The organism is Streptomyces sp. NPDC034043, from assembly GCF_055575675.1.
The window spans coordinates 20,714-45,383 of sequence record NZ_JBVISF010000008.1 but is presented as its reverse complement, the minus strand read 5'-3'; the positions used below and the strand labels follow the sequence as shown (position 1 = coordinate 45,383).

21 protein-coding genes and 1 other RNA gene are annotated in these 24,670 nt (G+C 74.5%); 8 read left to right on the top strand and 14 right to left on the bottom strand.

Going from position 1 to position 24,670, the window contains the following annotated elements; all coding sequences use genetic code 11:
• Positions 1–54 precede the first annotated feature (54 nt).
• Both ACZ51S_RS20340 and ACZ51S_RS20335 read left to right on the top strand, forming a co-directional pair.
• On the top strand, positions 55–681 hold the full coding sequence (locus ACZ51S_RS20340; RefSeq protein ID WP_468802213.1) for a TetR/AcrR family transcriptional regulator: 627 nt from the start codon (positions 55–57) through the stop codon (positions 679–681).
• A gap of 150 nt (positions 682–831) precedes the next feature.
• Entirely contained in the window at positions 832–1,581 is a 750-nt protein-coding gene (locus tag ACZ51S_RS20335; RefSeq protein WP_388935952.1) for a bifunctional DNA primase/polymerase, read from the top strand.
• Between the two features lie 110 nt (positions 1,582–1,691).
• Here the strand turns inward: ACZ51S_RS20335 and yaaA are convergent, their stop codons facing one another.
• On the bottom strand, positions 1,692–2,492 hold the full coding sequence (yaaA, locus tag ACZ51S_RS20330; protein ID WP_468961621.1) for a peroxide stress protein YaaA: 801 nt from the start codon (positions 2,490–2,492) through the stop codon (positions 1,692–1,694).
• A gap of 164 nt (positions 2,493–2,656) precedes the next feature.
• On the opposite strand from yaaA, the gene ACZ51S_RS20325 reads away from it, so the two are divergent.
• Positions 2,657–4,099: an RNB domain-containing ribonuclease gene (locus ACZ51S_RS20325; protein ID WP_468961619.1), complete on the top strand. Its 1,443-nt coding sequence runs from the start codon at positions 2,657–2,659 to the stop codon at positions 4,097–4,099.
• A gap of 60 nt (positions 4,100–4,159) precedes the next feature.
• On the opposite strand, the gene ACZ51S_RS20320 is transcribed toward ACZ51S_RS20325, so the two are convergent.
• Both ACZ51S_RS20320 and ACZ51S_RS20315 read right to left on the bottom strand, forming a co-directional pair.
• Positions 4,160–4,969: a hypothetical protein gene (locus ACZ51S_RS20320; protein WP_468961617.1), complete on the bottom strand. Its 810-nt coding sequence runs from the start codon at positions 4,967–4,969 to the stop codon at positions 4,160–4,162.
• Positions 4,966–5,700 carry a MerR family transcriptional regulator gene (locus ACZ51S_RS20315; RefSeq protein WP_468802216.1) on the bottom strand — a complete coding sequence of 245 codons (735 nt, stop codon included), beginning with the start codon at positions 5,698–5,700 and terminating at the stop codon, positions 4,966–4,968. The genes ACZ51S_RS20320 and ACZ51S_RS20315 overlap by 4 nt, the downstream gene beginning before the upstream one ends.
• A 76-nt stretch (positions 5,701–5,776) precedes the next feature.
• Here ACZ51S_RS20315 and rnpB point away from each other — a divergent pair.
• Positions 5,777–6,179: RNase P RNA component class A (gene rnpB / locus ACZ51S_RS20310), an RNA gene on the top strand.
• Between the two features lie 100 nt (positions 6,180–6,279).
• On the top strand, positions 6,280–7,053 hold the full coding sequence (locus ACZ51S_RS20305; protein ID WP_468477634.1) for a glycosyltransferase family 2 protein: 774 nt from the start codon (positions 6,280–6,282) through the stop codon (positions 7,051–7,053).
• A 56-nt stretch (positions 7,054–7,109) separates the two neighbouring features.
• Here ACZ51S_RS20305 and ACZ51S_RS20300 read toward each other — a convergent pair whose 3' ends face one another.
• The 4 genes from ACZ51S_RS20300 to ACZ51S_RS20285 form a co-directional block, all read right to left on the bottom strand.
• The gene (locus tag ACZ51S_RS20300; RefSeq protein WP_468961615.1) at positions 7,110–7,733 is read right to left on the bottom strand and encodes a DUF4352 domain-containing protein; all 624 of its coding nucleotides are present in this window, start codon (positions 7,731–7,733) and stop codon (positions 7,110–7,112) included.
• 257 nt (positions 7,734–7,990) lie between these two features.
• On the bottom strand, positions 7,991–9,403 hold the full coding sequence (locus ACZ51S_RS20295; RefSeq protein WP_468477636.1) for a bifunctional RNase H/acid phosphatase: 1,413 nt from the start codon (positions 9,401–9,403) through the stop codon (positions 7,991–7,993).
• Positions 9,403–10,146, bottom strand: a complete 744-nt coding sequence (locus ACZ51S_RS20290; protein WP_468477665.1) for a zinc ribbon domain-containing protein — start codon at positions 10,144–10,146, stop codon at positions 9,403–9,405. Before ACZ51S_RS20290 ends, ACZ51S_RS20295 begins: the two co-directional genes overlap by 1 nt.
• Positions 10,143–11,003, bottom strand: a complete 861-nt coding sequence (locus ACZ51S_RS20285; RefSeq protein WP_468477637.1) for a Nif3-like dinuclear metal center hexameric protein — start codon at positions 11,001–11,003, stop codon at positions 10,143–10,145. The genes ACZ51S_RS20290 and ACZ51S_RS20285 overlap by 4 nt, the downstream gene beginning before the upstream one ends.
• Positions 11,004–11,179: 176 nt before the next feature.
• Between ACZ51S_RS20285 and ACZ51S_RS20280 the strand changes: the two genes are divergently transcribed.
• Positions 11,180–12,334, top strand: a complete 1,155-nt coding sequence (locus ACZ51S_RS20280; protein WP_468477638.1) for a hypothetical protein — start codon at positions 11,180–11,182, stop codon at positions 12,332–12,334.
• Positions 12,335–12,850: 516 nt separating this feature from the next.
• On the opposite strand, the gene ACZ51S_RS20275 is transcribed toward ACZ51S_RS20280, so the two are convergent.
• The 3 genes from ACZ51S_RS20275 to ACZ51S_RS20265 form a co-directional block, all read right to left on the bottom strand.
• Positions 12,851–13,792, bottom strand: coding sequence for a 3-oxoacyl-ACP reductase (locus tag ACZ51S_RS20275; RefSeq protein WP_468477639.1), 942 nt, complete (start codon positions 13,790–13,792; stop codon positions 12,851–12,853).
• A 65-nt stretch (positions 13,793–13,857) separates the two neighbouring features.
• Entirely contained in the window at positions 13,858–14,934 is a 1,077-nt protein-coding gene (locus tag ACZ51S_RS20270) for a Zn-dependent alcohol dehydrogenase (RefSeq protein ID WP_468802220.1), read from the bottom strand.
• A 22-nt stretch (positions 14,935–14,956) separates the two neighbouring features.
• A complete protein-coding gene (locus ACZ51S_RS20265; RefSeq protein ID WP_468802221.1) occupies positions 14,957–15,829 on the bottom strand; it encodes a MaoC/PaaZ C-terminal domain-containing protein in 873 nt (290 codons plus the stop codon).
• Between the two features lie 250 nt (positions 15,830–16,079).
• On the opposite strand from ACZ51S_RS20265, the gene ACZ51S_RS20260 reads away from it, so the two are divergent.
• Entirely contained in the window at positions 16,080–16,439 is a 360-nt protein-coding gene (locus ACZ51S_RS20260; RefSeq protein ID WP_388936235.1) for a response regulator, read from the top strand.
• A 108-nt stretch (positions 16,440–16,547) separates the two neighbouring features.
• Here the strand turns inward: ACZ51S_RS20260 and ACZ51S_RS20255 are convergent, their stop codons facing one another.
• Positions 16,548–17,852 carry a cytochrome P450 family protein gene (locus tag ACZ51S_RS20255; RefSeq protein WP_388935990.1) on the bottom strand — a complete coding sequence of 435 codons (1,305 nt, stop codon included), beginning with the start codon at positions 17,850–17,852 and terminating at the stop codon, positions 16,548–16,550.
• A gap of 216 nt (positions 17,853–18,068) precedes the next feature.
• On the opposite strand from ACZ51S_RS20255, the gene ACZ51S_RS20250 reads away from it, so the two are divergent.
• Entirely contained in the window at positions 18,069–19,193 is a 1,125-nt protein-coding gene (locus ACZ51S_RS20250) for an amidohydrolase family protein (protein WP_468961612.1), read from the top strand.
• 58 nt (positions 19,194–19,251) lie between these two features.
• Here ACZ51S_RS20250 and ACZ51S_RS20245 read toward each other — a convergent pair whose 3' ends face one another.
• From ACZ51S_RS20245 to ACZ51S_RS20235, 3 genes are all read right to left on the bottom strand, one after another.
• Positions 19,252–20,436 (bottom strand): thiolase C-terminal domain-containing protein, encoded by a 1,185-nt coding sequence (locus tag ACZ51S_RS20245; RefSeq protein WP_468961610.1) that lies wholly within the window; start codon positions 20,434–20,436, stop codon positions 19,252–19,254.
• 28 nt (positions 20,437–20,464) lie between these two features.
• Complete coding sequence (locus ACZ51S_RS20240) at positions 20,465–22,630, bottom strand: acyl-CoA dehydrogenase (protein WP_468961609.1); 2,166 nt, start codon at positions 22,628–22,630, stop codon at positions 20,465–20,467.
• Between the two features lie 226 nt (positions 22,631–22,856).
• Positions 22,857–24,599, bottom strand: coding sequence for a serine/threonine-protein kinase (locus tag ACZ51S_RS20235; protein ID WP_468961608.1), 1,743 nt, complete (start codon positions 24,597–24,599; stop codon positions 22,857–22,859).
• Positions 24,600–24,670: the final 71 nt, after the last annotated feature.

The following is a 24,670-nucleotide window of genomic DNA, read 5'->3' as shown; positions in this document are numbered from 1 at the left end:
TACCACAACGGCTCGGAGACGATACGTCTCGGACCGGCTTGATACGTTGGACCGGTGACCAAGTCTCCCGACGCCACCCGGCGCAGCGACCGTTCCCGGCGCGCCATCCTCGACGCCGCCCTCGTGCTGGTCGGCGAGGTCGGCTACAACAAGCTGACCATCGAGGCCATCGCGGCCCGCGCGGGAGTCGGCAAGCAGACGATCTACCGCTGGTGGCCGTCGAAGGCCGCCGTCCTGCTGGACGCCTCGCTGGCGCTGGCCGGGGACGCCGGTGCGGAGGCCGGCTGGAGCGGCTTCCCCGACACCGGGGACCTGGCGGCGGACCTGAAGGCCGTGCTGCGGGCCACGGTCGACGAGTTCGCCGACCCGCGGTACGAGGCCCCCGCGCGCGCCCTGACCGCCGCCGGGGCGACCGACCCGGAGCTGGGGGCGCGCTTCACGGAGAAGCTGCTGGAGCCGCAGTTGGCGCTGTACGAGGCGCGGCTGCGGGCGGCCGCCGAGGCCGGTCAGCTCCCGGCGGACCTGGATCTACGGCTGACCGTGGAGATGCTGGTGGGTCCGCTGACGTACCGGTGGCTGATGCGGACCGCGCCGCTGACGCACGCGTTCGCGGACGCGCTGGTGGACGCGGTGCTGGGCGGCGTGGGATACGTCACCGCCGGGCGGCGGTCGGGCGGGTGACGGCGGCGCGGCCGAGAAGCATATGGCCGGATTATCTGTTTATGCGGGGATCTCGATCGCGGAGTCCGTTCGGGGGGTGCGGTCACCCGGCGCCCCCGATGGTGGGACCATGGAATGGTCTGCCGGGGCAACGGTGAGGTGAGGGGATAGATGGGGTCTGAGACCGGCCGCGTCAAACGCGGCGAGCAGAGCAGGATTTCCCAGTGGCTGCGCCGCCGCTCGAAACCCGCCCCCGAGGACCCCGGCAAGGAGCGAGAAGCCCTGCTGCTCGCCGTCGCCGCCGCCGGACTCCCCCTCGCCCCGGCCGCGCATCCCGCGGGGTACCGATGTTCGTGCGACCGCATCGGCTGTCCCACGCCCGCACGGCACCCCGTCTCCTTCGCCTGGCAGACCCAGTCGACCACCGACCGCGCGCAGGTCGAGCGCTGGGCCCGCAACCAGCCCCAGGCCAACTTCATCACCGCGACGGGCATGGTGCACGACGTCCTGGACGTCCCCCTGGAAGCCGGCCGCAGCGCGCTGGAGCGCCTGCTCGCCGCCGGCATCGAGGTCGGCCCCGTCGCCGAATCGGGCGGCACCGGCGAACAGGCCCGGATGCTCTTCTTCACGGCGACCCGCGGGACGCCGGAGGACGAGGACGAATGGTGGCCCTGCGAACTGGACTGCCACCCCGAGACCATGGACGAACACCCCGGCCTGCGCTGGCACTGCCGCGGCAGCTACGTACTGCTCCCCCCTGCCGCCCTGCCGGGCGACCACTCGGTGAGCTGGCTGCGCGACGTCCGCCACCCGCTCCCGGACCCGCTGACCCTCCTGGAGACCCTCACGGACGCCTGCGCCCAGTACGCGGGCACGACGGACCAGACCCCGGCCGCGGTGGCCTGGCCGCTGGGACGCTGAAACCCCGCCGCCCGCAGGCCGGTGGGCCGGCCGTGCGGGCGGCTCGCGCCCGCGCGCGGGGCGCCGCCGACGGGCAGGTGCCCGCGCGCGATGCGCCCGCGGCGCGCGGGTCAGTGGACCTGGGTGACGACCACGTCGAGGGACCAGGCCTTCGCCGCCCTCGCGGGGGCCTCGGCCTCCACCACGTAGCCCAGATCCCGCAGGGCCGTCACCAGCTCCGCCGGCGACGCCGGGACGGCCCCGGCCAGCAGCAGGTCGCGTACCAGGCGGCCCTTGGTGGCCTTGTTGAAGTGGCTCACCACCGAGCGCTTCTCCACCCCGTCCACGATCTGCGAGTGCAGCACCCGCACGGTGGCGGTCCGGCCCGCCGTCTCCCCCTTCGGCTTCCACGCCGACGCGTACGCCGACGAGCGCAGGTCCAGCACCAGCCCGTCCCCCGCCGCCTGCGGCATCACCTCAGCCATCGGCGTACGCCAGTACGCGCCCAGCGCGCCCTGCCCCGGCAGCTTGACCCCCATCGAGCAGCGGTAGGAGGGGATCCGGTCGGTCACCCGCACCGCGCCCCACAGCCCGGAGAACACCAGCAGCGACCGCTCGGCCAGCTCCCGCGCGGGCGCCGGCAGCCCCGCCAGGTCCAGGGCGTCGTAGAGCACGCCGGTGTAGATCTCCCCGGCCGGGCGGGCCGGCGCCGAGCGCAGGGCGGCGTTCTTCGCGACCTCCCCGCGCAGCCCCTCGCTGAGGCCGAGCACCTCACGCGCCTTCGGTTCGTCCGCCGCGCACAGCTCGACGAGTTCCTCCAGTACGGCCGCCCGCGCGGCGGCCAGGCCCGGCAGTGACAGGGACGCGGGGTCGAGCGGTGCGCCGGAGCCGCCGGCGGCCTTTCCCTCGGAGGGCGGCAGCAGCACGAGCACGGTGGTTCTCCTTCATGACGACACGGCGCAGGGGATGCGGCCCCCGAGCCAGGGTAGACGGCCCGCCGCCACCCGGTCACAGGCGAACGGCCACGCCCGCGCCCCGTCCGCCGGCGGCCCGGCGGGCCCGCGCGGATCCGGCGGAGTCGGCCTACGCTCGGTCCATGCCACGCCGTCACATGCACATGGCCGGAACGGACGGGGCGGCCCTGCGCGCCGCGCTGGGCGACCTGCGGACGCGGCTGGGCGTGCCCGGACCCTTCACGGCCGAGGTGCTCGCCGAGGCCGAGCGGGCGGCCGCCGCCCCCCGGCTGCCGTCCGAGGACCTGACCGGCCTGCCCTTCTTCACCGTCGACCCGCCCGCCTCCATGGACCTCGACCAGGCCATGCACCTGGCGAAGCGGTCCTCCGGCGGCTACCGCGTGCACTACGCCATCGCCGACGTGGCCGCGTTCGTCGGCCCGGGCGGCGCCCTCGACGCCGAGGCCCACCGCAGGGTGACCACCCTCTACTTCCCCGACACGAAGGTGCCCCTGCACCCGCCCGTGCTCTCCGAGGACGCGGCCAGCCTGCTGCCGGACCGCACCCGCCCGGCCCTCGTATGGCGGATGGACCTGGACTCCGACGGCCGGGTCGAGACCACCGACGTGCGCCGGGCCCTGGTGCGCAGCCGGGCCAGGCTGGACTACGAAGGCGTCCAGAAGGCCGTCGACACCGGCACCGCCGACCCCTCCCTGGCCCTGCTGAAGGACATCGGCACCCTGCGCGAGGCCCTGGAGGCCGAACGCGGCGGGATCTCCCTGGGCGTGCCCGAGCAGGAGGTCATCGCGCACGACGGCTCGTACAGCCTGGCCTACCGGGCCCCCCTCCCGGCAGACGGCTGGAACGCCCAGGTCTCCCTGATGACCGGCATGGCGGCCGCCGAACTGATGCTGGCCTCCGGCACGGGCATCCTGCGCACCCTCCCCGCCGCCCCCGACGGAGCGGTCGGGCGGCTGCGCCGGGCCGCGAAGGCCCTGCGGATCGAGTGGCCGCACCACGTCCCGTACGCGGTGCTCGTCCGCTCCCTCGACCCGCACCTGCCCGCGCACGCCGCCTTCCTCCAGGAGTGCACGACCCTGCTGCGCGGCGCCGGCTACACGGTCTTCACCGGCGGCCGGACCCCGGACCCCGCCCTCCACGCGGCGGTAGCCGCCCCGTACGCGCACTGCACCGCCCCGCTGCGGCGGCTCGCCGACCGCTACGCCGGTGAGCTGTGCGTGGCGGCGGCCGCGGGGGCGGAACCCCCGGCGTGGGCGGTCGAGGCGCTGGAGGCGCTGCCGCGGGAGATGGCGGGCGGCACCCGGCTGGCCAACTCGGCCGAGCGGGAGTGCGTGGACCTGGTGGAGGCGGCCCTGCTCAAGGACCGCGTCGGGGAGACCTTCGACGCGACGGTCATCGACGTCAGGGAACAGGAACCGCAGGTCGGGACGGTCCACCTGGAGAACCCGGCGGTGGTGGGCCGCGTCGAGTCCCAGGAGGGGCGGCTGCCGCTCGGCGAACGGATCCGGGTCCGCCTGACCCACGCCGACCCGGGCGCGGCGAAGATCCTCTTCGCGCGGGCGTGAGCGGGCGTGAGCGGGCGTGAGCGGGCGTGAGCGGGCGTCAACCGTCACGTACGGGTGACGTCACGGGGCCGCGGCCCGCCGCAGTGCGGTCACCAGCGCGCGGGGGTCGTCGGCGTGGAAACGGACCGTGCGGGCCCTGCCGCGGGCGCCGAGCGGACGGCGGAAGTCCAGCGGGCGGTTCAGCTCCAGGGTGACGGTCGTCTGGCCGCCCACGATCAGGTCGAGCACCCCGTCGTCGGAGAGGGTGACGAGCCGGCCCTCGGGGTAGCGCCGCTCCACCCGGGCCGAGGCCACCGCGTCCGGCGGGACGGTCAGGTCGAACAGGGCCCCGTAACGGATCCACAGCGTCCCGTCGGCCCGCAGGACGTGCGGGCGGGTGACGCAGGCGGCGTGCAGGGCGAGCACCAGCAGCACCCCGTAGACGTCGAGCACCAGCACCACCCGGTGCACGGCGGGCCAGGGGATGAGCACGGCCAGCGCGGCGGTCTCGACGACCGACACGAAGAGCAGCCCGTACATCATGGCCGTCTGCGGTCCCGTGTACCGGGCGGTGAGATCGCCCGGCCGCACCCCGTGCTCGCGGCGCGCGATCCACCGCCCGAGGGAGGCGGTGGCCCGCAGCTCGTGCAGCAGCAGCCGCAGGACCGGCTCCGGTACGGCGGCCCGTACGGCCGCCCGCCAGGAGCCGGTGCGGCGCCGCAGCGAGCACAGCACCCAGGCCTCCAGCAGCAGCGCCCCGAGCAGCAGCCCCTCGGCGGAGGCCGTCGCCCACCCGGGCGGGCGCACCCCGGCCGTGAGGCAGAGTACGAGGAGCAGCTCGCCGGGCATCACGGCGACGGCCGCGATCCGGGCCGCGCGTACGGCGCTCATGGCCGCCCCCTCGCGATGAAGGCCGCCATCACCCGGCGCACCACCTCCGCCTGCGCGGGGGCGTACTCGGCGAGCAGCGCCTCCCCGAACCCGGCGACGACGGGCCCGCCGGACGGGATCGCGTCGAAGACCGCGTCGGGGACGGCGGCGACCATGGCCCGGGCGAGCGGGCCGATCCGGGGGTCGTCGGCGGGGGCGTCGGCCAGCTCGTCCAGCCGCTCGTACAGTCGGAGCACCGCGGGGTCCGAGGCCAGCGGCTCGAGCAGGGCGTAGAGCTCCTCGCCGCCGGCGCCCGGGGCATCGAGCAGGGTCAGGTGCTCGCGGTCCTTCGCGGCGGCCGGGGAGTCCGTCGGCGGCGCCTTCGCCAGCAGCGCGGCGAGCGCGGGCGGGACCGGCTCGCCCTCGTCGGGGGCGGCGGCGAGGAGCGCCGCGAGCCGGCGCCGGCGCCCGGCCAGCTCGGCCTCCTGCCGCGCGAGGTCGGCGTCCAGCTCCCGGAGCACGTCGGCCGGCTCGCGCCCCGCGTCGTCGGCGAGGACGCCGCGCACTTCGCCGAGGCCCAGCCCGAGCTCGGTGAGCCGGCGCACCCGGGCCAGGAGTACGGCGTCGCGCACGGTGTAGGCCCGATAGCCGTTGGGGCGTCTCGGCGGCTCCGGGAGCAGCCCGACGTGGTGGTAGTGCCGGACCGCCCGGGTCGTGACCCCGACCAGCGCGGCGATCTCTCCGATCCGCATGCCGCCAGTAGAAACCCTGCCGCTGCGTCAAGGTCAAGCCGCCGCGGACAGCCGGTAGCATGGTCGGCACGACAGACGAGTCGGCCGGGCGGCCGCGTCGGGATCCCCGGATCCCGCCGAGGAACGTCCGGGCTCCACAGGGCAGGGTGGTGGGTAACGCCCACCCGGGGTGACCCGCGGGACAGTGCCACAGAAAACAGACCGCCGGGGGCTTCGGTCCCCGGTAAGGGTGAAACGGTGGTGTAAGAGACCACCAGCGCCTGAGGTGACTCAGGCGGCTAGGTAAACCCCACCTGGAGCAAGGTCAAGAGGATCCGTCCCCGGACGGGTCTGCGCGAACGATTGAGGGCTGCCCGCCCGATGTTCGCGGGTAGACCGCACGAGACCGGCGGCAACGCCGGTCCTAGATGGATGGCCGTCTCCCCGGCGACCGCGAGGTCACCGGGTGACAGAACCCGGCGTACAGGCCGGCTCGTCTGCCGTTCCCCTTCCCGCACGAGGCGGGCGACCCGCGGAGGCTCCTCCTCCGTCGCGGTGCTTGAATGGACCGTCGTTCCCGGTCCGGCAAGGAGAAGCGCTGTGCCCCTGGTGTCTGTCGTGATGCCCGTGTACAACTCGGCCGCCACCCTCGGCGCAGCCGTCCGATCGGTGCTCACACAGACCCACGTCGACTTGGAGCTGCTGGTCACCGACGACCGGTCCTCCGACGGCTCCATGGACCTGCTCCGCGAGTTCGCCGAGCAGGACGAGCGCGTCCTGCCGGAGTCGGCACCCTCACAGGGCGGTGCCGGCCGGGCCCGCAACCTCGCGATCGAACGGGCCCGCGGGGACTACGTCGCCTTTCTCGACAGCGACGACATGTGGCTTCCGGAGAAGACCGAGAAGCAGCTCGCCTTCGCCGCGGAAGGCGATGCGCCCCTGACGTTCACCTCCTACTTCAAGATGGACGCCGACCACGCCGGCGAGAGCACCGACTGGGTCCCGAACGGGCGGGTGGTCCGTGCCCGGGAGCACGTGGACTACCGCGCGATGCTGGTCCGGGACCACATCGGTGCTCTCACCGCCATGTACGACCGCAAGGTCCTGGGCACGAGGCTGATGCCGGAGATGCGCAAGCGCCAGGACTACGCCCTCTGGCTGTCGATCATGCGGGACGGCGCCGAGGCGCGGGGCCTGACCGAGCCGCTCGCGGTGTACCGGGCCCACCAGGCCGGGTCGCTGTCCTCCAACAAGCTGTCGCTCGTGCAGTACAACTGGGCCCTGTACCGCGAGCACGAGCACCTGTCGGTCCCGCGGGCGGCGAGGGCGCTGGCCGGCGCCGCGTGGCAGTCGCTGCGCAACTCGCGCATCTAGATCGGTACGCCGGGTGTGCCCGCGCCGGAGCGGCGCAGCCGGAGCGGGCACCGCCGTCACTTCACCGGGGCGCTGTACGTCTTCCCGAGCAGGCCGTTCTTGAAGTGGACCGTCTTCGCGGTGACCTTCCCCTTGACCGTGATCGTCCCGGAGGCCTTCTCGCCCTTGGCCAGCTTGACGGTGTCGATCTGGTCCTCGGCCGCCGCCAGTTCGATCTGCTTGCGGGTCCCGTCCTCGGTCGTCACCTCGAAGTAGAAGACGTTGACGTCGACTTCCTCGGCGTTGTTGTTGATGACGGTGACCTGGACCGAGGTGTGGTCACCGCCCTGGGCGAGGATGCCGGCCTTGTAGGCGGCCGGTGAGGCGGTCACCACCACATCGGCGGTGGTGTCGGGCGCCGGGGCCGGCGGCGGCCCGGACTGCGCCGGGGCGCCGGAGGGGGCCGCGGGGGCCGTGGGGGTCATGGGGGCCGGGAAGGCCGGGGTTCTGACGTCCGGCGCGCCGCCCTTGGAGCCGGCGAGGACCGCGGCACCGCAGCCGAAGAGGAGCAGCGACAGCAGGACCAGACCGCCGCAGCCGAAGCCGATGATCTTGCCGGTGTTGCTCTTCCCCGGGGGCGGCGGCGGGGCCGGGTAGCCGTAGGGCGGGGGCGGCTGCTGGCCGGGCTGAGGGGTGGTCATGGCTGCTCCTGCGCTGGGTGGTCGACGTCGGGCTCGGCGCCTGATGCCGATCACCCGGCCCGGGACGTGAGCGGCGATCAGCTTAAGCAGCCGAAACGCGTCGGCGGGAGCCCTCGTCACGGGACAGTCCCTTTCCGAGACCGGTCGCGCGGCGCCGACGCGGACGAGCACCCTCGACGGGTCCTTCGGGAACCACCGCGGCCGCCACGCGCGAAGGCCCCCGCCGGGCGGCGGGGGCCTTCGCGTGCTCGCGGTGATCAGCGCAGGTGCGAGGTGTCGTTCAGGAGCCGGACCGAGGCGTTGCCGTCGGCGTAGTAGGCCACCGCCGACAGGGACGCCGCGGAGAGCTCCATCCGGAACAGGGACTCCGGCGGTGCGCCCAGGGCGAGCCGGACCAGCGTCTTGACCGGCGTCACGTGCGTGACCAGCAGCACCGTGCGGCCCGCGTGCGCGGCCAGCAGCCGGTCACGCGCCGCCGAGACCCGGCGGGTGACGGCGGTGAAGCTCTCCCCGCCGCCCGTCGGCGCCGCCCTCGGGGAGTCCAGCCACGCCTGGAGGTCGTCCGGGAAGCGCTCCCGCACCTCGGCGAAGGTCAGGCCCTCCCAGGCGCCGAAGTCCGTCTCGCGCAGGCCCTCTTCGACCGCGACCGGCAGCCCGAGCCGGTCGGCCACGGCCTGCGCGGTCTCCCGGCAGCGGCGCAGCGGGGAGCTGACGACGGCCTGTACGGTGCCCCGCGCGGCCAGCGCCTCGGCGACGGCGGTGGCCTGGCGGCGGCCGGCCGGGGACAGCTCCGGGTCGGTGCCGCCGCTGCCGGAGAAGCGCTTCTGCGGGGTCAGGGCGGTCTCGCCGTGACGCAGCAGCACGAAGGTGGCGGGGGTCCCCATGTCGGGTCCGCCCCAGCCGGTGCCGGTGGCGCGGGGGGCGCCGGCCGCCGACGGGGTGGCGTCCGCGGCCGTGCCGGAGCCCGGTGCGGGGATGCCGACCGGGACCGGGGCCGTGGTCACGGCCCCCGCGGTGCCCTCGGCATCACCGAAGAGCGTCCCCGCCCCGGAGGCGGCCGCGCTGCGGGCGGCCCGTACGTCGGAGTCGGGCGCGAGGGTGCCCGTACCGGCGACGGCGGCCGCGCGGGCGCCCGTACCGGCGCCGGAGGCGAGGGCCGCGCGGACCGCCGCGGCGCCCTTCGCCGCGTCGCCCGGGGGCCCGGCCGGAGCCGGGGCGGCGGCGAGGTCGGCCGTGGAGGCCGACGGCTCCCACTGCTTGCCGCGCTTGCCCGCGTCCATCGCCTCGTTGGCGAGCCGGTCGGCGTGCTTGTTCTTCTCGCGCGGGATCCACTCGTACGTGACCTGCCCGCGCGGAAGGATCTTCGCCGCCTCCGCCGCGAGCGGCTTCATGTCGGGGTGCTTGATCTTCCAGCGGCCCGACATCTGCTCCACGACCAGCTTGGAGTCCATCCGGACCCGCACCACCGCGTCCGGCGCCAGCTCGCGCGCCGCCTTCAGGCCCGCGATCAAACCCCTGTACTCGGCGACGTTGTTCGTGGCGACACCGATGAACTCGGCGCGCTCGGCCAGGGTCTCCCCCGTGACCGGGTCGAGGACGACCGCCCCGTAGCCGGCGGGACCCGGGTTGCCCCGGGAGCCGCCGTCCGCCTCCACGACGAAACGCGGCATCAGATGCCCGAGTCCGCCGCACGGACCAGGATGCGGCCGCAGTTCTCGTGCCGGACGACCTGGTCGCGGGCCGCGGCCTTGATCTCGTTGATCTCCGCCATGTCGAGCTCCAGCCGGCAGCCCTCGCAACGGCGCTGGTACAGGCGCGCGGCGCCGACCCCGCCCTGCTTGACCCGGATCTTCTCGTACAGCGCCATCAGGTCGGACGGCATGGAGGCGACGATGACCTCACGGTCCTTGGCGATCTTCGCGGCCTCGGTGTCGAGCTCGCCGGTGGCGGAGTCGCGGCGCGCGGTGGCGTCCGCCAGCTTGGCCTCCAGCGAGGAAACCCGCTCGGTGATCGCGGTGACCCGCTCCTGCGCGCCCTCCAGCCGCTCCATGACCTCCAGGACCACGTCCTCCAGGTCGGCCTGCCGCTTGGCGAGCGAGGCGACCTCGCTCTGCAGGTTCGCCAGGTCCCTGGCCGAGATGCCCGCGCCGGAATCCAGGCGCTGCTGGTCCCGGGCCGCGCGCTGGCGGACCTGGTCGACGTCCTGCTCGGCCTTGGTCTGCTCGCGGGCGGCGTCACTGGCCTGCGTCTGGGCGGCGACGAGGAGGTCGCGCTGCTGGCTGAGTTCCTTGGTCAGGGAGTCGACCTCGGCGTGCTCGGGCAGCGACTTGCGCTTGTGGGCGAGCTGAGACAGCCGGACGTCCAGGGCCTGGACGTCGAGAAGTCGGATCTGGTCGGCGGGCTCGGCGTTCAGTTGGGGGCTCCAGAGGCACTAGAAGGGGGTGTGACGGACGGCGCGTGCGCCGTCCAGGGGTCGGTGACCGTGCGCGAGACGTGGGTCCGCAGACCCCAGCCGTGGCGCTCGGAGATCGCGTCGAGCTCGGCGGCGGCCTGCTCGCACCAGGGCCACTCGGTGGCCCAGTGCGCCGCGTCGACGAGGGCGAGCGGGCTCTGCTCGCGCGCCTCGGACACCGGGTGGTGGCGCAGGTCGGCGGTGAGGAAGGCGTCCACACCGGCGGCGCGGACCTGCGCGAAGAGGCTGTCGCCGGAGCCGCCGCTGACGGCGACGGTGCGGATCAGCGCGTCCGGGTCACCGGCCGCGCGGATGCCCTGCGCGGTGCGCGGCAGCCGGGCGGCGGCGCGGGCGGCGAACTCGCGCAGGGTCTCGGGGTGGTCCAGCTCGCAGATCCGGCCGAGCCCCCGGCGGCCCGCCGGGTCGGTGGGGTCGGGCACGAGGGGGCCGGTGACGCGCAGGTCGAGGGCTCCGGCGAGGGCGTCGGAGACCCCCGGGGCGGCGGTGTCGGCGTTGGTGTGGGCCACGTGCAGGGCGATGCCGTTCCTGATCAGCGTGTGCACCACGCGGCCCTTGAAGGTGTCCGCGGCGACGGTGGTGGTGCCGCGCAGGTAGAGGGGGTGGTGCGTGACGACCAGGTCGGCCCCGAGCTTCACCGCCTCGTCGACGATCTCCTGTACGGGGTCCACGGCGAAGAGCACCCGGGTGACCTCGGCATCGGGGTCGCCGCAGACGGTTCCGACGGCGTCCCACTCCTCGGCCCGCGAGGGGGGCCAGAGAGCGTCCAGCGCGGCGATGACTTCAGAGAGACGGGGCACGGGCCAAGGCTACCGTCCGTGGCGACCGGTGGTCCCCTGGCCGGGTGGGCAGCACAACCGCCTCGTCCGTCACCGGCGAATCGGCGGGGGGCCACCCGTACGTGTGAAGCGCGCTGGGTCGCGCTGTTCGGCTGGGAGTGCGAAAACTAGCTTCCTCTGCGGAGGTGACGGCCCGGATGACTGTCTGTGCCACCGAGATCACGAAGACCAGCACGTCCCCGGACCCTGAGGCCACGGGACCGGAGCCGGGCCCGGTTCCGGCGGCCCCCGGGGTCACGGCCCCGGCCGCGGAGGCCCCCGCCCTCACGATCGCCGCCGACGGGGCGTACGCGGCCCGGCTGGCCGGCGAGGGCGAGGCCCGCTACCCGGAGCGCTGGACGCTGGGCGGCCCCGAGCCCTACGCCGTACCGCTGCCCCTGGCGCAGCCGGAGGAGGCGGACAGCGAGGTGCTCGCGCTGGCCGACGGGCAGGTACTGATCCACCGCCGCGTCGCCGACCGGCACGCGTTCTCCTTGCTGTACCCCTCCGGCGCCGCGACGGGCCCGCGCACCGGGGAGGCCCGGCTGGGCTCGGTCGCCGCCGAGGAGGGGGTACGGGTCCGCCTGCTGCCGCCGTCGCCCGACGGGTGCGGGGCCTACGCCCTGGCGGTGGGGGCCGAGGAGAGCACCGTCTGGCAGGTGGCCGGGGCCTCCGGCGGGCCCCGGCGGGCCGCGGTGGTCCCGGGCCGCTGCTCCGGCGGGGTCTGGCTGGACCGCACGGGCCGGCTCCTGGCCCTGGACCGCGAGGTGGACGGCCGCACCAAGGCCGTCGCCGTGGACCTGGGCCGGGGCGGGGTGGTCAGCCCGCTGCTCCAGATCGCCGAGGACAGCGACGACCGGCTGCTGCTGGCCGCCCCGGACAGCGGGCTGCTGCTGATCCGCTCGGACGCCCCGGGTGAGCCTCGGCTGGGCTGGGGGGTGCTGGGCAGCGAGCGCCCGGTCCGCTTCCCGGAGTGCCTGCGGCTGGAGGACGCCCACCCCTTCGCGGTGCAGCCGGGTCAGGTCCTGATGCCGGAGACCTGCGGGGTGGCGCTCCGGACGGGCGGAGGCGGTCTCGCGCTGTGGCGGCCCGCCGACCGGTACGTCTTCCGGCTGGGCGCCCCGGAGGGCTGGCTCGGGAGCGGGCTGTGGACCCCGCAGGGGCGGCTGTGCCTGCCGTACTCCACCCCCGCCGTGCCCTGCGGGGTCGTCAGCCTGAGCCAGCCGCCCGCCCCGCCGCCGCCCGTCCGCGTGGACCCGCCCCCGCCGCCCCCCACCCGGCCGGTACCGCTCCAGCAGGCGCCGCTGCGCTGACGGGGCGGCGCCGGGCATCGTGACAGGGGCGGGGGCATGGCGAACTCCACGGCCCCCGCTGCCGGCAGGCCCTTCGACGTGCTCCTGTGCGACCTCGACAACGTCATCCGCTTCTACGACCCGACCCGCCTGGCGGAACTGGAACGCCTGGCCGGGCTGCCGGAGGGCACCACCACCGCGGTGGCCTTCTCCCCGGAGCTGGACGGCCCGCTGCTGCTGGGCCGGATCACCCGGGACGAGTGGCGGGATTCCATCGCCGACGCCCTCGCCCGCTCCGGCCGGATACCGGAGGAGGGCGCGCGGGAGCTGGCCGGGGCGATGACCCGGTCCCCCTTCACGGCCGACGCGGCGGTGGTCTCCGTACTGCGCGCGGCGCGGGCGGCCGGGCTCCCGCTGGTGCTCGTGACCAACGCCTCCCTGGACCCTGCCGGCCGACCTGCGGGCGGCGCTCGCGTTCCTGTCCTGAGTACGGGTCCGGCGGCCCGGGGGTCCCCTCCCCGGGCCGCCGGCACGGCGCTAGCCGTGCTTGAGGCCCAGGACCTCGGTCGCCGCGAAGGTCTCGTTCGGCGGGCGGGAGTCGTAGTGCGGGGTGAGGAGCCCGTCGAGCTCCTCGAAGGTGAAGGCCTCCTTGGCCGTGTCGAACTTCGCGGCGACCCGGGGGCGTTCCATCACGGCGACGATCCCGCCGTGCACCACGAAGAGCTGCCCGTTGACCTTGGCGGAGGCCGGTGAGGCCAGGTAGCCGACCAGCGGGGAGACGTGCTCGGGGGCGAGGGCGTCGAGCCCGCCGTCCTCGGGGACCTGGAAGCCGGCGAAGACGTCTTCGGTCATCCGGGTGCGGGCGCGCGGGCAGATGGCGTTGGCCGTCACCCCGTACTTGGCCAGGGCCAGGGCGGTCGAGGTGGTCAGGCCGACGATGCCGCCCTTGGCGGCGGCGTAGTTGGGCTGGCCGGCCGAGCCTCCGAGGAAGGCCTCCGAGGAGGTGTTGACGATCCGCCCGTACACGGGTCCGCCCGCCGCCTTGGAGCGTTCGCGCCAGTGCGCGGAGGCGAAGTGGGTGGTGTTGAAGTGGCCTTTGAGGTGGACCCGGATCACCGAGTCCCACTCGTCCTCCGTCATCGAGAAGACCATCCGGTCGCGCAGGATTCCCGCGTTGTTGACGAGGACGTCGAGCTTGCCGAAGCGGGAGACCGCCAGGGCGACCAGCTCCCGGGCCTGCTCGAAGTCGGCCACGTCACCGAGGTGCGCGACCGCCTGCCCGCCCGCCGCGCGGATCTCCCCGGCCACCTCCTCCGCCGGGGCGGCCGAGGCCTCTCCCGAGCCGTCGCGCCCGCTCTGCCCGTAGTCGTTGACGACGACGCTCGCGCCGAGCCGGGCGAGTTCGAGCGCCTCGGCCCGGCCGAGCCCGCGGCCCGCGCCGGTGACGATGGCGGAGAGCCCCTCAAGTGGGAGTGACATCCGTGGCGTTCCTCTCAGCGGTCGTGGAGCAGTGGTCGTCGAGCACCGGCTCGTGGGCAGTGGTCTCAGAGTTCGATGCAGGTGCGCAGGGCGACGCCGGTGCGCATCTGGTCGAGGGCGTCGTTGATCTCGGCCAGGGTCACCCGGTGGGTGATCAGGTTCTCCAGGTCGATCCGGCCGGCCCGCCACAGCGCGATGGTGCGCTCGTACGAGCGGAGCACGTCGCCGCCCCCGTACATCGACGGGAGGATCTTCTTCTCGTCGAAGAACAGGGAGAACATGTTGACCTGGAAGTCGTCGTCGAGGGCGCCCGCGCCGACCACGACGACCGAGCCGCCGCGCCGCGTCATCTCGTACGCCGTCCGCGCGGTCGCGGACTTGCCGACGACCTCGAAGACGTAGTCGAAGCCCTCGCCGGCCGTGATCCGGTTCCTGGCGTCGGCGAACTCCTCCGGGGAGACGGCCTCGGTCGCGCCGAACCCCAGCGCCGCCTCGCGCCGGGAGGCGACCGGGTCGACGGCGAGGATCTGCGCCGCGCCCTGGACCTTGGCGCCCTGGACGACGGATATCCCGACGCCGCCGCAGCCGATGACGGCGACCGAGGAACCGGCCTCCACCCGGGCGGTGTTGATGGCCGCGCCGAGTCCGGTGGTGACGCCGCAGCCGATCAGCGCGGCGATGTCGAAGGGCAGGTCGTCGGGGATCGGGACGGCGCAGGCGGCCGGGACGACCATCTCCTCGGCGAAGGTGCCGGTCCCGGCGAAGCCGAAGACGTCACTGGCCGCCCGCTTGAAGTTGGGGGTGGCGACGTTCCCGAAGGCCTCCAGGCACAGGTGCCCCTGACCGCGCCCGCAGGCGGGGCAGTGGCCGCACGGCGGCAGCCAGCAGACGAGGACGCGGTCGCCGATCGCGTGGCCGGTGACCCCGTCGCCGACGTCCGTGATCACGCCGGAGCCCTCGTGGCCGGGGATGAAGGGGGCGGGCTGCGGCAGTACGCCGCTCATCGCCGAGAGGTCGGAGTGGCACAGGCCGGTGGCCTTGACGCGGATCCGGACCTTGCCGGGGCCGAAGCCGACGGCGTCCATGTCGTCGACGACCTCGAGCTTGTCCTGGCCTGTCTCGCTCTGCAGTGCTGCGCGCACGGTGCGGCTCCTTCCGTGGATGCTACGAGTGTTCGACGACGGTGTCGGCGAGGACCGGCGCGTCGTCCCGTTCGACGGCGGTCACCGAGACCAGTACGCGGCCTTCCTCCTGCCACATCCGGATGCGCAGCGTCTCCCCCGGGAAGACGATCCCGGCGAAGCGCGTGCGGTAGGCGCGGACCCGGGACACGTCCCCGCCGAGCGCGGTGTCGACGACGGCCTTGAGGGTCATCCCGTACGAGCACAGGCCGTGCAGGATCGGCTTGTCGAAGCCGGCCAGCTTGGCGAACTCGGGGTCGGCGTGCAGGGGGTTCCAGTCCCCGGAGAGCCGGTAGAGCAGCGCCTGTTCCTCGCGGATGGCCCGCTCCTCGGTGCGGTCGGGGCCGCGTGCGGGCAGTTCCTCCCTGACGGACGGGCCGCGTTCGCCGCCGAAGCCGCCCTCGCCGCGTACGAAGATCTGCGCGTCGCTGGTCCACAGCGGCCCGTCGGCGTCCGCGACCTCGGTGCGCAGCACGATCACGGCCGCCTTCCCCTTGTCGTAGAGGGCGGCGACCCTGGCGGAGGAGGTGGCGCTGCCTTTGACGGGGATGGGCCGGTGCAGCTCGATGGACTGGCCGCCGTGCAGGACGTCGGCGAGGTTGACCTCGATGCCGGGGGCGGCGAGACCGCCGAGCATGGCCATGCCGGCTCCGGCGACGGTCGCGAAGCTGGGCAGGACGTGGAGCCTGGACTCCAGGGTGTAGCGCAGCTCGTCGGGGTCGGTGGCCAGGTTCTGGCCGTGCAGCGGCGTTCCCGCTCCGAGGCCGAGGTGGTAGAGCTGGATGTCCTTGTGGTCCCAGCCGATGTCCCCCCGGCGGGGTTCGGCGGCGAGGGCCCTGGCGGCATCGATCGGCATGAGGATGCTGCTCCTTCGGTTCCTTGGAAGACCCCGGCACGGCCGTCCGCACCGTCGGCCGCACCGAGGTCGTGTGCGGGGCCGCATGCCGGGACGCGTTCTAGAACGCGTTCTAGCACCGGGCCGAAGGCATGTATAACGCACGCCCCGGCACTTGGGAAGACTGCTGACTTCACGTCAGATCAGCCTGATGCAAAGCGTGTTGCGCCTCGGCGCCGGGGCCGGCCGTTACGCTTCGGCGGTGGACGAAATGCCCCTGACGCACCGGCCCGCGCGCTCGCTGCGCGTCCTGCTGGAGCCGCCGGACCCGGCCCTCGCGCTGCTGCTCGGCCTCCAGCCGGACATCGAGGTGGTGGACTCCCCCACCGCCCGGCCGCAGGTGGCGCTGGTGGAGGAGGTCGCCGCGGTGACGGCGCTGCTCGCCGACGATCCCGAGTGCCGGGTCCTGCTGACCGCCGGCTCGGCCCGCCCCGGCCTGCTGGAGGCGGCCCTGACGGCGGGCGCGGCGGGACTGGTCCTGCGGGACGGCCCCGTCGAGGACCTGGCGGACTGCCTGCGCCGCGCCTCCACGGGCGAGACGGTGGTGGACCCGGCGCTGGCGGGCCCGTAGAACGACAGACCGGCTGACCGGCTGACCGGCCGGCGGCCGGCCGCCGCGGACGCGCGGAGGCCCTCCGCCGGTGACGGCGGAGGGCCTCCGGCCGCGCCGGGGCGGGGCTCAGCCCGCGGGCTTCGTCCAGTCGTCGACCGTCCGTGAGGGGTCCAGCGCCACGGGCAGCCGCTCCAGCCCCCGGAAAGCGGGGAACGGCCCCTTCAGCCAGTCGCCACCGTGCGCCGACGGCATCGCCAGCACCATGTCGGGGAAGCGGTCCAGCAGCGACGTCAGGCAGATCTCCAGCTCCAGACGGGCCAGCGGCGCGCCCAGGCAGTAGTGCGCCCCGAAACCGAAGCCGAGGTGGTTGCCCTGCAGCCCCTCGCGCGTGAAGTCGAGCCTGTCGGGCTCGGGGAACTTCTCCGGGTCCCGGTTCGCGGAGGCGATCGCGATCTGGATGACGGCGCCCCGCGGAATGACCGTCCCGCCGATTTCCACGTCCTCCAGCGCGTACCGGAAGGTGGAGGTTTCCACCGAGCCCTCGAAACGGACCATTTCCTCGATCGCCTGCGGCAGGAGTTCCCGGTTCTCCTGGACGGCCTTCAGCTGTTCCGGATTGGTCAGCAGGCTGTAGACGCAGTTGCCGATCTGGAGGGTGGTGGTCTTGTGGCCCGCGAAGAGCAGCACCCAGATCATCGAGACGAGTTCGTCGTCCGTCAGCGGTTCCTCGTCGTGCGGGGTTTCCGCCAGCACGCTCAGGAAGTCGTCGGTGGGGTTCTCGCGGGTGCGGTGGATCAGGTCCGTGAAGTAATCGCGCAGCCAGTGCTCGGCCTCGACCAGTTCGTGTTTCAGGTCCCTGCTGAACCGGGAGCGGGTCACCTGGGCGAACCACCGCAGGACCTCGACGCGCTCGTCCCCGACGATGCCGAGCAGCTCGCAGATGACCATGACGGGCAGCGGCAGCGCGAAGGCCGCCATCAGGTCGACGGGCTCGTCCGTCGGGCACCGGTCGAGCAGCCCGTCCACCAGTTCCTGGATGTGCGGGCGCAGGTCCTTGACGTGGCGCGGGGTGAAGGCCGTCTTGGCGATGTGGCGCAGCCGGGTGTGCCGGGGCGGGTCCGCGAAGAGGAGGTTGTCGTCGAGCGCCTCGCACGCGTCCCCGAAGAGGGCGTGGTAGGTGTCGATGGCCTCGTGCATGTCCTTGCCGACGCGATGGTCGGCGAAGATCGCGTGGGCGTCCTCGTACCGGGTGATGAGGTACGTGGGCACCCCGTGCCCGGGGGTCAGCCGGGCGATCGGGGCCTTCTCCCGCAGCGACCGGTAGACCGGATAGGGGCACTGCCGGTATTCCGGCGTGCCCTTCGTCACCGCCGCCACCGCGTCTTCGAGCGCGGGTCCGTCCCCCACTGCCACCGTCGGTTCAGTCGTCACGCGCTCATACCTCTCGGGTATCCCGGAATGGACAGTCGGCTCCTTTCCCTGGGCCGAATGACGGCCAAACCGCGTTGACCCGTTCGGAGCCGAATGCACCCCCTCGGGAATGTCCGGGCGGCGGCGGTCCGGGCCCGCCCTAAGGTGTTCGCTGATCAGGTTCCGCGACCCCGTTCCGCGATCCCGTTCCGCGGCCCGAAGAGAGGGAATGCGCCCATGCCGGAATACGGCGCCGGCGGTTTCGCCGCCAGTGGAGCAGCAGGGCCCGCCACCGCGGCCCCGGAGGACGACGACGGCAGCCGGGCGGTGATCGACGTCCACCACCACTTCTGCGCCCCGGCCTGGCGGGAGTGGGGTGAGGCGCGGGGGCTGGTGGATCCGCGGGCGCTGCCGCCGTGGGCCCGCTGGGACGCGGAGTCCGCGCTGGCGCTCATGGACCGGGCCGGGATCGCCACCGCCGTGCTCAAGCCGATGCTGCCCGCCCGGTACGAGAGCTCCGCGCAGCTGCGGGAGGCCGTCACCGTGACGCTGCGGGCGGCGGTGGAGGCCGCCGAGGCGCATCCGGGACGGTTCTTCTTCCACACCCCGCTCTTCCTGGACGACCTGGAGGTCTCCTCCTGGGCGCTGCGCCACGGGCTCGACGAGCTGGGCGCGGTGGGGGTGAACGTCACGGCCAACTACGGCGGGGTGTACCTGGGGGACCCCGCGTACGACGGGATCTTCGCCGAGCTGGACGAGCGCGCCGCCGTGGTGGACACCCACCCGCACAACCTCCCGGCCGTCCCGGCGGGCCCGCCGCCCGGCGCGGGCGGACCCGGCGCGGGCGGACCCGGCGCGGGCGGACCCGGCGCGGGTGGCCGGCCGGGGGCCGGGGGACCGCCCGGGGCCACCGTGCCGGGGCTGCCGAACTTCCTGTGCGACTTCCTCCTCGACACCACCCGCGCCGCCGCCAACATGATCCGCAACCGGACCCTCGACCGCTTCCCGAACCTGTCGGTGGTCCTGCCGCACGGCGGCGGCTTCCTCCCGCACATCGCGACCCGGCTGGAGGCCTTCGCGGGCTCCTTCGACCCTCCGGTGGAGCCCGCGGCGGTCCGGGACCACCTGCACCGCTTCTACTACGACACCGCCGGCCCGATGTCCCCGGCCGGCACCCTGCTGGCCACCGTGGACCCGGCCCGGATCCTCTTCGGCAGCGACTGGCCCGCCTGCCCCGCCGGCGTGGTCGCGGACATCGCCGTACCCGCGCTGGCCGCGGACCCGGCCCTGACGCCCGCGCTGCGCCGCGCGATCAACCGGGAGAACGCGCTGCGCCTGATGCCGCGGCTCGTGCCCGCGTAGGCGTCAGGCGGGGCACTCCGGCACGGCACTCCGGCACGGCTCCGCCGCCGCGGGGAGTTCACCGGCGCAGCAGGGTCACCACCGCCGCGCCGCCCAGCCCGATGTTGTGCGCCAGCCCGACCCGGGCGCCGGGGACCTGGCGGGCGCCCGCCTCGCCGCGCAGCTGCCACACCAGTTCCGCGGCCTGCGCGAGCCCCGTCGCCCCGAGCGGGTGGCCCTTGGAGATCAGGCCGCCCGAGGGGTTGACCACCCACCGCCCGCCGTAGGTGGTGGCACCGCTCTCGACGAGCTCGCCGGAGGCGCCGTCGGCGCACATGCCGAGCGCCTCGTACGTCAGCAGTTCGTTGACCGAGAAGCAGTCGTGCAGTTCGACGACGTCGACGTCCTCGATGCCGAGCCCGGAGGCCTCGTACACCCGGCGGGCCGCGGCGGCCGTCATGGGCTTGCCGACGACGTCGATGCAGGAGCCGCCGAAGCTCTCGGCGGTGTCCGTGGTCATCGCCTGGGCGACGATCTCGACGGCCTTGTGGTGCAGTCCGTGCGCGACGACGAACCGCTCCGAGACGACGAGGGCGGCCGCGGCCCCGTCGGAGGTGGGCGAGCACTGGAGCTTGGTCAGCGGGGCGTGGACGGTCTTGGCCACGAGGACCTCCTCGACCGTGTACACGTCCTGGAACTGCGCGTTCGGGTTGTTCGCGGAGTGCCGGTGGTTCTTGGCGCCGACCGCCGCCAGCTGGGCGGGCGTGGTGCCGTACCGCTCCATGTGCTCGCGGGCGGCGTTCCCGAAGATCTGCGCGGTGGGCGGGGACATCTCGAAGCCGTGCGCGGCCGCCATGATCCCGTAGTGCCGGGCCACCGGCGAGGCGGCGAAGTCACCGCCGTCGGCGCCGCCGCCCAGCGCACCGCGCTTCATCTTCTCGAAACCGACGGCGAGCACGCAGTCGGCCAGGCCGCCCTGGACGAACTGCCGCGCCATCATCAGGGCGGTGGAGCCCGTCGCGCAGTTGTTGCTGACGTTGTAGACGGGGACGCCCGTCAGGCCCAGCCCGTACACCGCCCGCTGCCCGGCGGTGGAGGGCTGGAAGCAGTAGCCGGCCGGCACCTGCTCGACCAGCCCGTAGTCCACGCCGGCGTCCGCGAGCGCCGCGCCGCCGGCCTCCTCGGCCATGTCCCAGTACTGCCAGTCCCGTGACTCCGGCTTCTCGAACTTCGTCATGCCGACGCCCACGATGTATGACTTCATGCCCGTTGATTCCTCGTCCGTAAGTCCGTCAGTCCCTGGGGAGGCCGAGGATCCGCTCGGCGACGACGTTGAGCTGGACCTGTGTGGTGCCCCCGGCGATGGTCAGGCAGCGGGACATGAGCATCCCGTGCACCGCCCGCTCCCCCGCGCCCTCCCGCACCGCGCCCGCCGGGCCGAGCAGTTCCAGGACCAGTTCGGCGGTCCGCTGCTGGTGGGGGGTCTGCACGAGCTTGCGTACGGACGCCCCCGCGCCCGGATCCAGCCCGGACACCTGCTGGAGGGTGGTCCGCAGGCCGATGCAGGCGAGGGCGTGCGCCTCGGCGGCGAGCGCGCCGATGCGGGCCGGGTACGGGCCGTCGAGCTCCACCGACCCGGCGATCAGCGCCTCCAGACCGGAGGGGCCTCCCTGGCCGCCCGGCCCCGGGGCGGCGTCGAAGCTCATCTGGTCGGCCATGTGGACGCGCTCGTTGCCGAGGGTGTTGCGGGCTACCTGCCACCCGCCGCCGGCCGCCCCGACCAGGGCGTCGGCCGGGAGCACGGCGTCCTCGAACCAGACCTCGTTGAAGAGGGCCTCGCCGGTGATCTCCCTGAGCGGGCGGATCTCGATGCCGGGGGTGTTCCTCATGTCGACGACGAAGTACCCGAGCCCCTTGTGCTTGGGCGCGACCGGATCGGTCCGGGCCAGCAGGATCCCGAAGTCGGCGGTGTGCGCGGAACTCGTCCACACCTTCTGCCCGTTGACCTTCCAGGAACCGTCGGCGGCGCGTTCGGCGCGCGTCCGCAGGGAGGCCAGGTCGGAGCCCGCGCCGGGCTCCGAGAAGAGCTGGCACCAGGTCGTGTCCCCGCGCAGGGCCGGCAGGACGTGGGCGGCGCGCTGCGCGTCGGTCCCGTAGGCGAGCAGCGAGGGCACCACCCAGGTGGCGATGCCGAGGTCGGCGAGCCTGACGCCGGCCTCCCTCAGCTCCTGCTGGACGACGAGCTGTTCGACGGGCCCGGCGCCGAGTCCGTACGGGGGCGGCAGGTGGGGGGCCGCGTACCCGGTGGGGGCCAGCACCCGGCGGGCGGCGGCCGGGTCGAGGCCGCGGGCGGCCCCGACGGCGGCGCGGGCGGCCGCCCGGTACGCCTCGGCCCCGGGCGGCAGTTCGAGGCGCAGCTCGCGCCGGGCGCCGGCCGCGGCGAGGCGCACGGCGCGGACGCGGTGGCCGTCGCCGGGGCCCAGGAGCTGGCGGGCGACGAGGGAGCGGCGCAGGTAGAGGTGGGCGTCGTGTTCCCAGGTGAAGCCGATGCCGCCGAGGATCTGGATGCAGTCCTTGGCGCAGGAGTACGCGGCGTCGAGGGCGGTCGCGGCGGCGAGGGCGGTGACGAGCGAGCGTACGCGCGGGGTGTCGTCCGCGCTGTTCGCGGCGTCCCAGGCGAGGGCGCGGGCCTGTTCGAGGCGGACCAGCATGTCGGCGCACAGGTGCTTGACGCCCTGGAAGCGGCCGATGGGGCTGCCGAACTGCTCGCGCGTCCTGGCGTGCTCGGCGGCGGTGTGCACGGCCCAGGCGGCGGTGCCGCAGGCGTCGGCGGCGAAGAGGACGCAGGCCAGATCGCGGACGAGGGCGGTGTCGAGTCGCAGCAGCCGGCCGGGCGGGACGGTGGCGTTCCGCGCCCGGACCTCGGCGGTGGGGCGGGTGGGGTCGGCGCCTTCGTGGGTGCGGATGCCGAGCACGGCGGAGTCGACCGCGAACCAGCGGGTGACGCCCTCCGCGTCGGCGGCGAGGACGACCAGGTCGGCCTCGCCCGCGCCGAGCACGGGGGGCGCGTCCCCGTCCAGCCGCCACCCGCCGCCTCCGACGGGGACGGCGGTGAGGGTGCCGGGACCCAGGGCGACCGCCCCGATACGGCCGCCGAGCGGCTCGGCCCCCGCCCGGTCCAGGAGTACGGAGGCCAGCGCGCTCGGCAGGAAGGGCCCGGGCAGCGCCGCCCGGGCGGCCTCCTCCACCACGACGGCCAGGTCCAGCAGGGTTCCGCCCTCCAGATGGGGCACCGCCAGCCCGGATTCCACCAGCCCGTCCCAGTAGCCGGGCCGGACCCCCGTCCGCGGCGGGGAGTCGAGCAGCTTGCGCACCTCCTCGGGCGGTACGGCCCGCGCCACCCAGCCGCGCACGGCGTCGGCCAACTCCCGCTGTTCCCGCGTGATTCCGATGCCCATGCGCGGCAGAGTAGAACACGTTCCAATCTGACGGAAGGTCAGAAACGGGTTCTTCTCGGCTCCCCGTACGCCCCTTGAGGGTGACGGCGACGGGCGTCTCGTACCGCCGCAGCCGCCGGGGGCGGGGCGCCGCCGACGCCAAGGCCCGAACAGCGGTGGAGGTGCACCTGATGCGGCCGGCCGGGCCGACGCGTGGCGCCGCCCGGCGGGAGCCGAACCCCCGCCCTCAGCCGGCCGGCACGGCCGCGAGGGCGGCGCGGGCGATGTCCACGGCCTCTTTCCGGCACCCGGACGGCGGGGCGGGCGACCCGCTCGCGCCGCTTTCGTCCGACCCGCTGTCATCGGCCCGGCTTTGGTCCGCATCGCCTCCGCTCCACACGTAGAGCCGGAGGTTCCCGTCCCGGACCACGAGTTCGCAGCTGTCCTTCCACAGCGTCTCGTCGCCGAGCCCCACCTTCGTCTGTTCCACCGTCCCCACGGCCGCCCGCACCGTCCGGCGCTCCGAGGCGAGCCGCTCCCGCTGTTCCTCCCGCCCCTTCCGGCCGCCGCCCTCCCCGTTGAGCTTCAGGGACCACTCCACGATCACGCGGGGCTTCCCCCCGCCGAACCAGTAGCAGCGCACCGAGGTGGTGGGTCCGTCACCGCGCTCCGGCAGGACGGTTTCCAGCGTCGGCGCCGGCTCGGCCCCGGGCGGCAGCGGCAGCTTGGCGGACGCGTTGTCGCAGCGGTCCAGCTTCGTGTGCACCTTCTCCCCCCACGACCCGCCTCTCTGTCCGTACGCCCATACGCCGGCGCCGGCCGCCACCAGCGCGACGGCCGCCGCCAGTGGCCCGGCCACGCGGAGCACGCGGCGCCGGGGCGGCGCGGAGGCCAGGGCGCCCACGGTGACGGGCGGCTCCTCCGGCAGGGTCACGAGGGCGGGCCGTGGATCCGGGACCCGCGCCGGCTGCGGCTGCCCCGCCGGCTCCGATGCCGGTGCCCGCTCCGGCACCGGTACCGGTACCGGCTCCGGCTCCGGCTCCCGCTCCGGTTCCGGCACCACCTCCGCCACGAGCGTCGCCGGTTCCTGCGGGCCGCCCCCCAGCAGGCGGTCGATGGCCGCGCCCTGCTCGGCGATCATGCGGTGCACCGCCGGAGGCCACGGCTGGCGGCCCGACGGGGCGACCGGGCCGAGGAGGGCGAACAGGTCCGCCGGGGACGGCCGGGCGGCGGGGTCCTTGGCCATGCACCGCTCCACGACCTCCCGCAGCCCCGCCGGGACGTCCGACAGCTCGGGCTCCGCGTGCACCACGTCGTACAGGGTCTGGAGGGTCGACGACCCCGCGAACGGGTGGCGCCCCGTGACCGCCAGGTACAGCACCGACCCGAGGGAGAACACGTCGCTGGCCGCCGTGAGTTCGCGTCCCTCGGCCTGCTCGGGCGACATGAAGGGCGGCGAGCCGATCACCAGTCCCGTGTGCGTCAGCCGGGTGTCGGCCCCGCTCTCGGCCGCCCGTGCGATGCCCAGGTCGATCACCCGGACCCCGTCCTCGGTGAGCAGGACGTTCTCGGGCTTCAGGTCCCGGTGGACCAGCCCCGCCCGGTGGATCTCCGCGAGCGCGGACGCCAGGCCGGCCGCGAGGCGGCGTACGGTCTCCTCGGGCAGCGCCCCGACCTCGGCCACGGCCGCCCCCAGCGACGGGCCGGAGACGAAGACCGAGGCCAGCCAGGGGGTCGGCGCGTCCGCGTCGGACTCCATCACGGCCGCCGTGTAGGCCCCGGACACCCTCCGGGACGCGGCGACCTCCCGCCGGAACCGGGCGCGGAAGCCCTCGTCGTCGGCGAACCGCGCGAGGACCTGTTTGACGGCGACCAGCCGGCCGTCCGGCGCGGCGCCGAGCAGCACCCGACCCATCCCGCCCTCGCCGAGCACGCCCAGCACCTTGAACGGCCCCACGTACGACGGACCCGACGGCCCTAACGGCTCCATGCCCCTCCCGCCCTCCCCAGGTACGGGAGGGGATCATACAGAGGTGTCAACTCCCGCCACCTGCAAGGGCG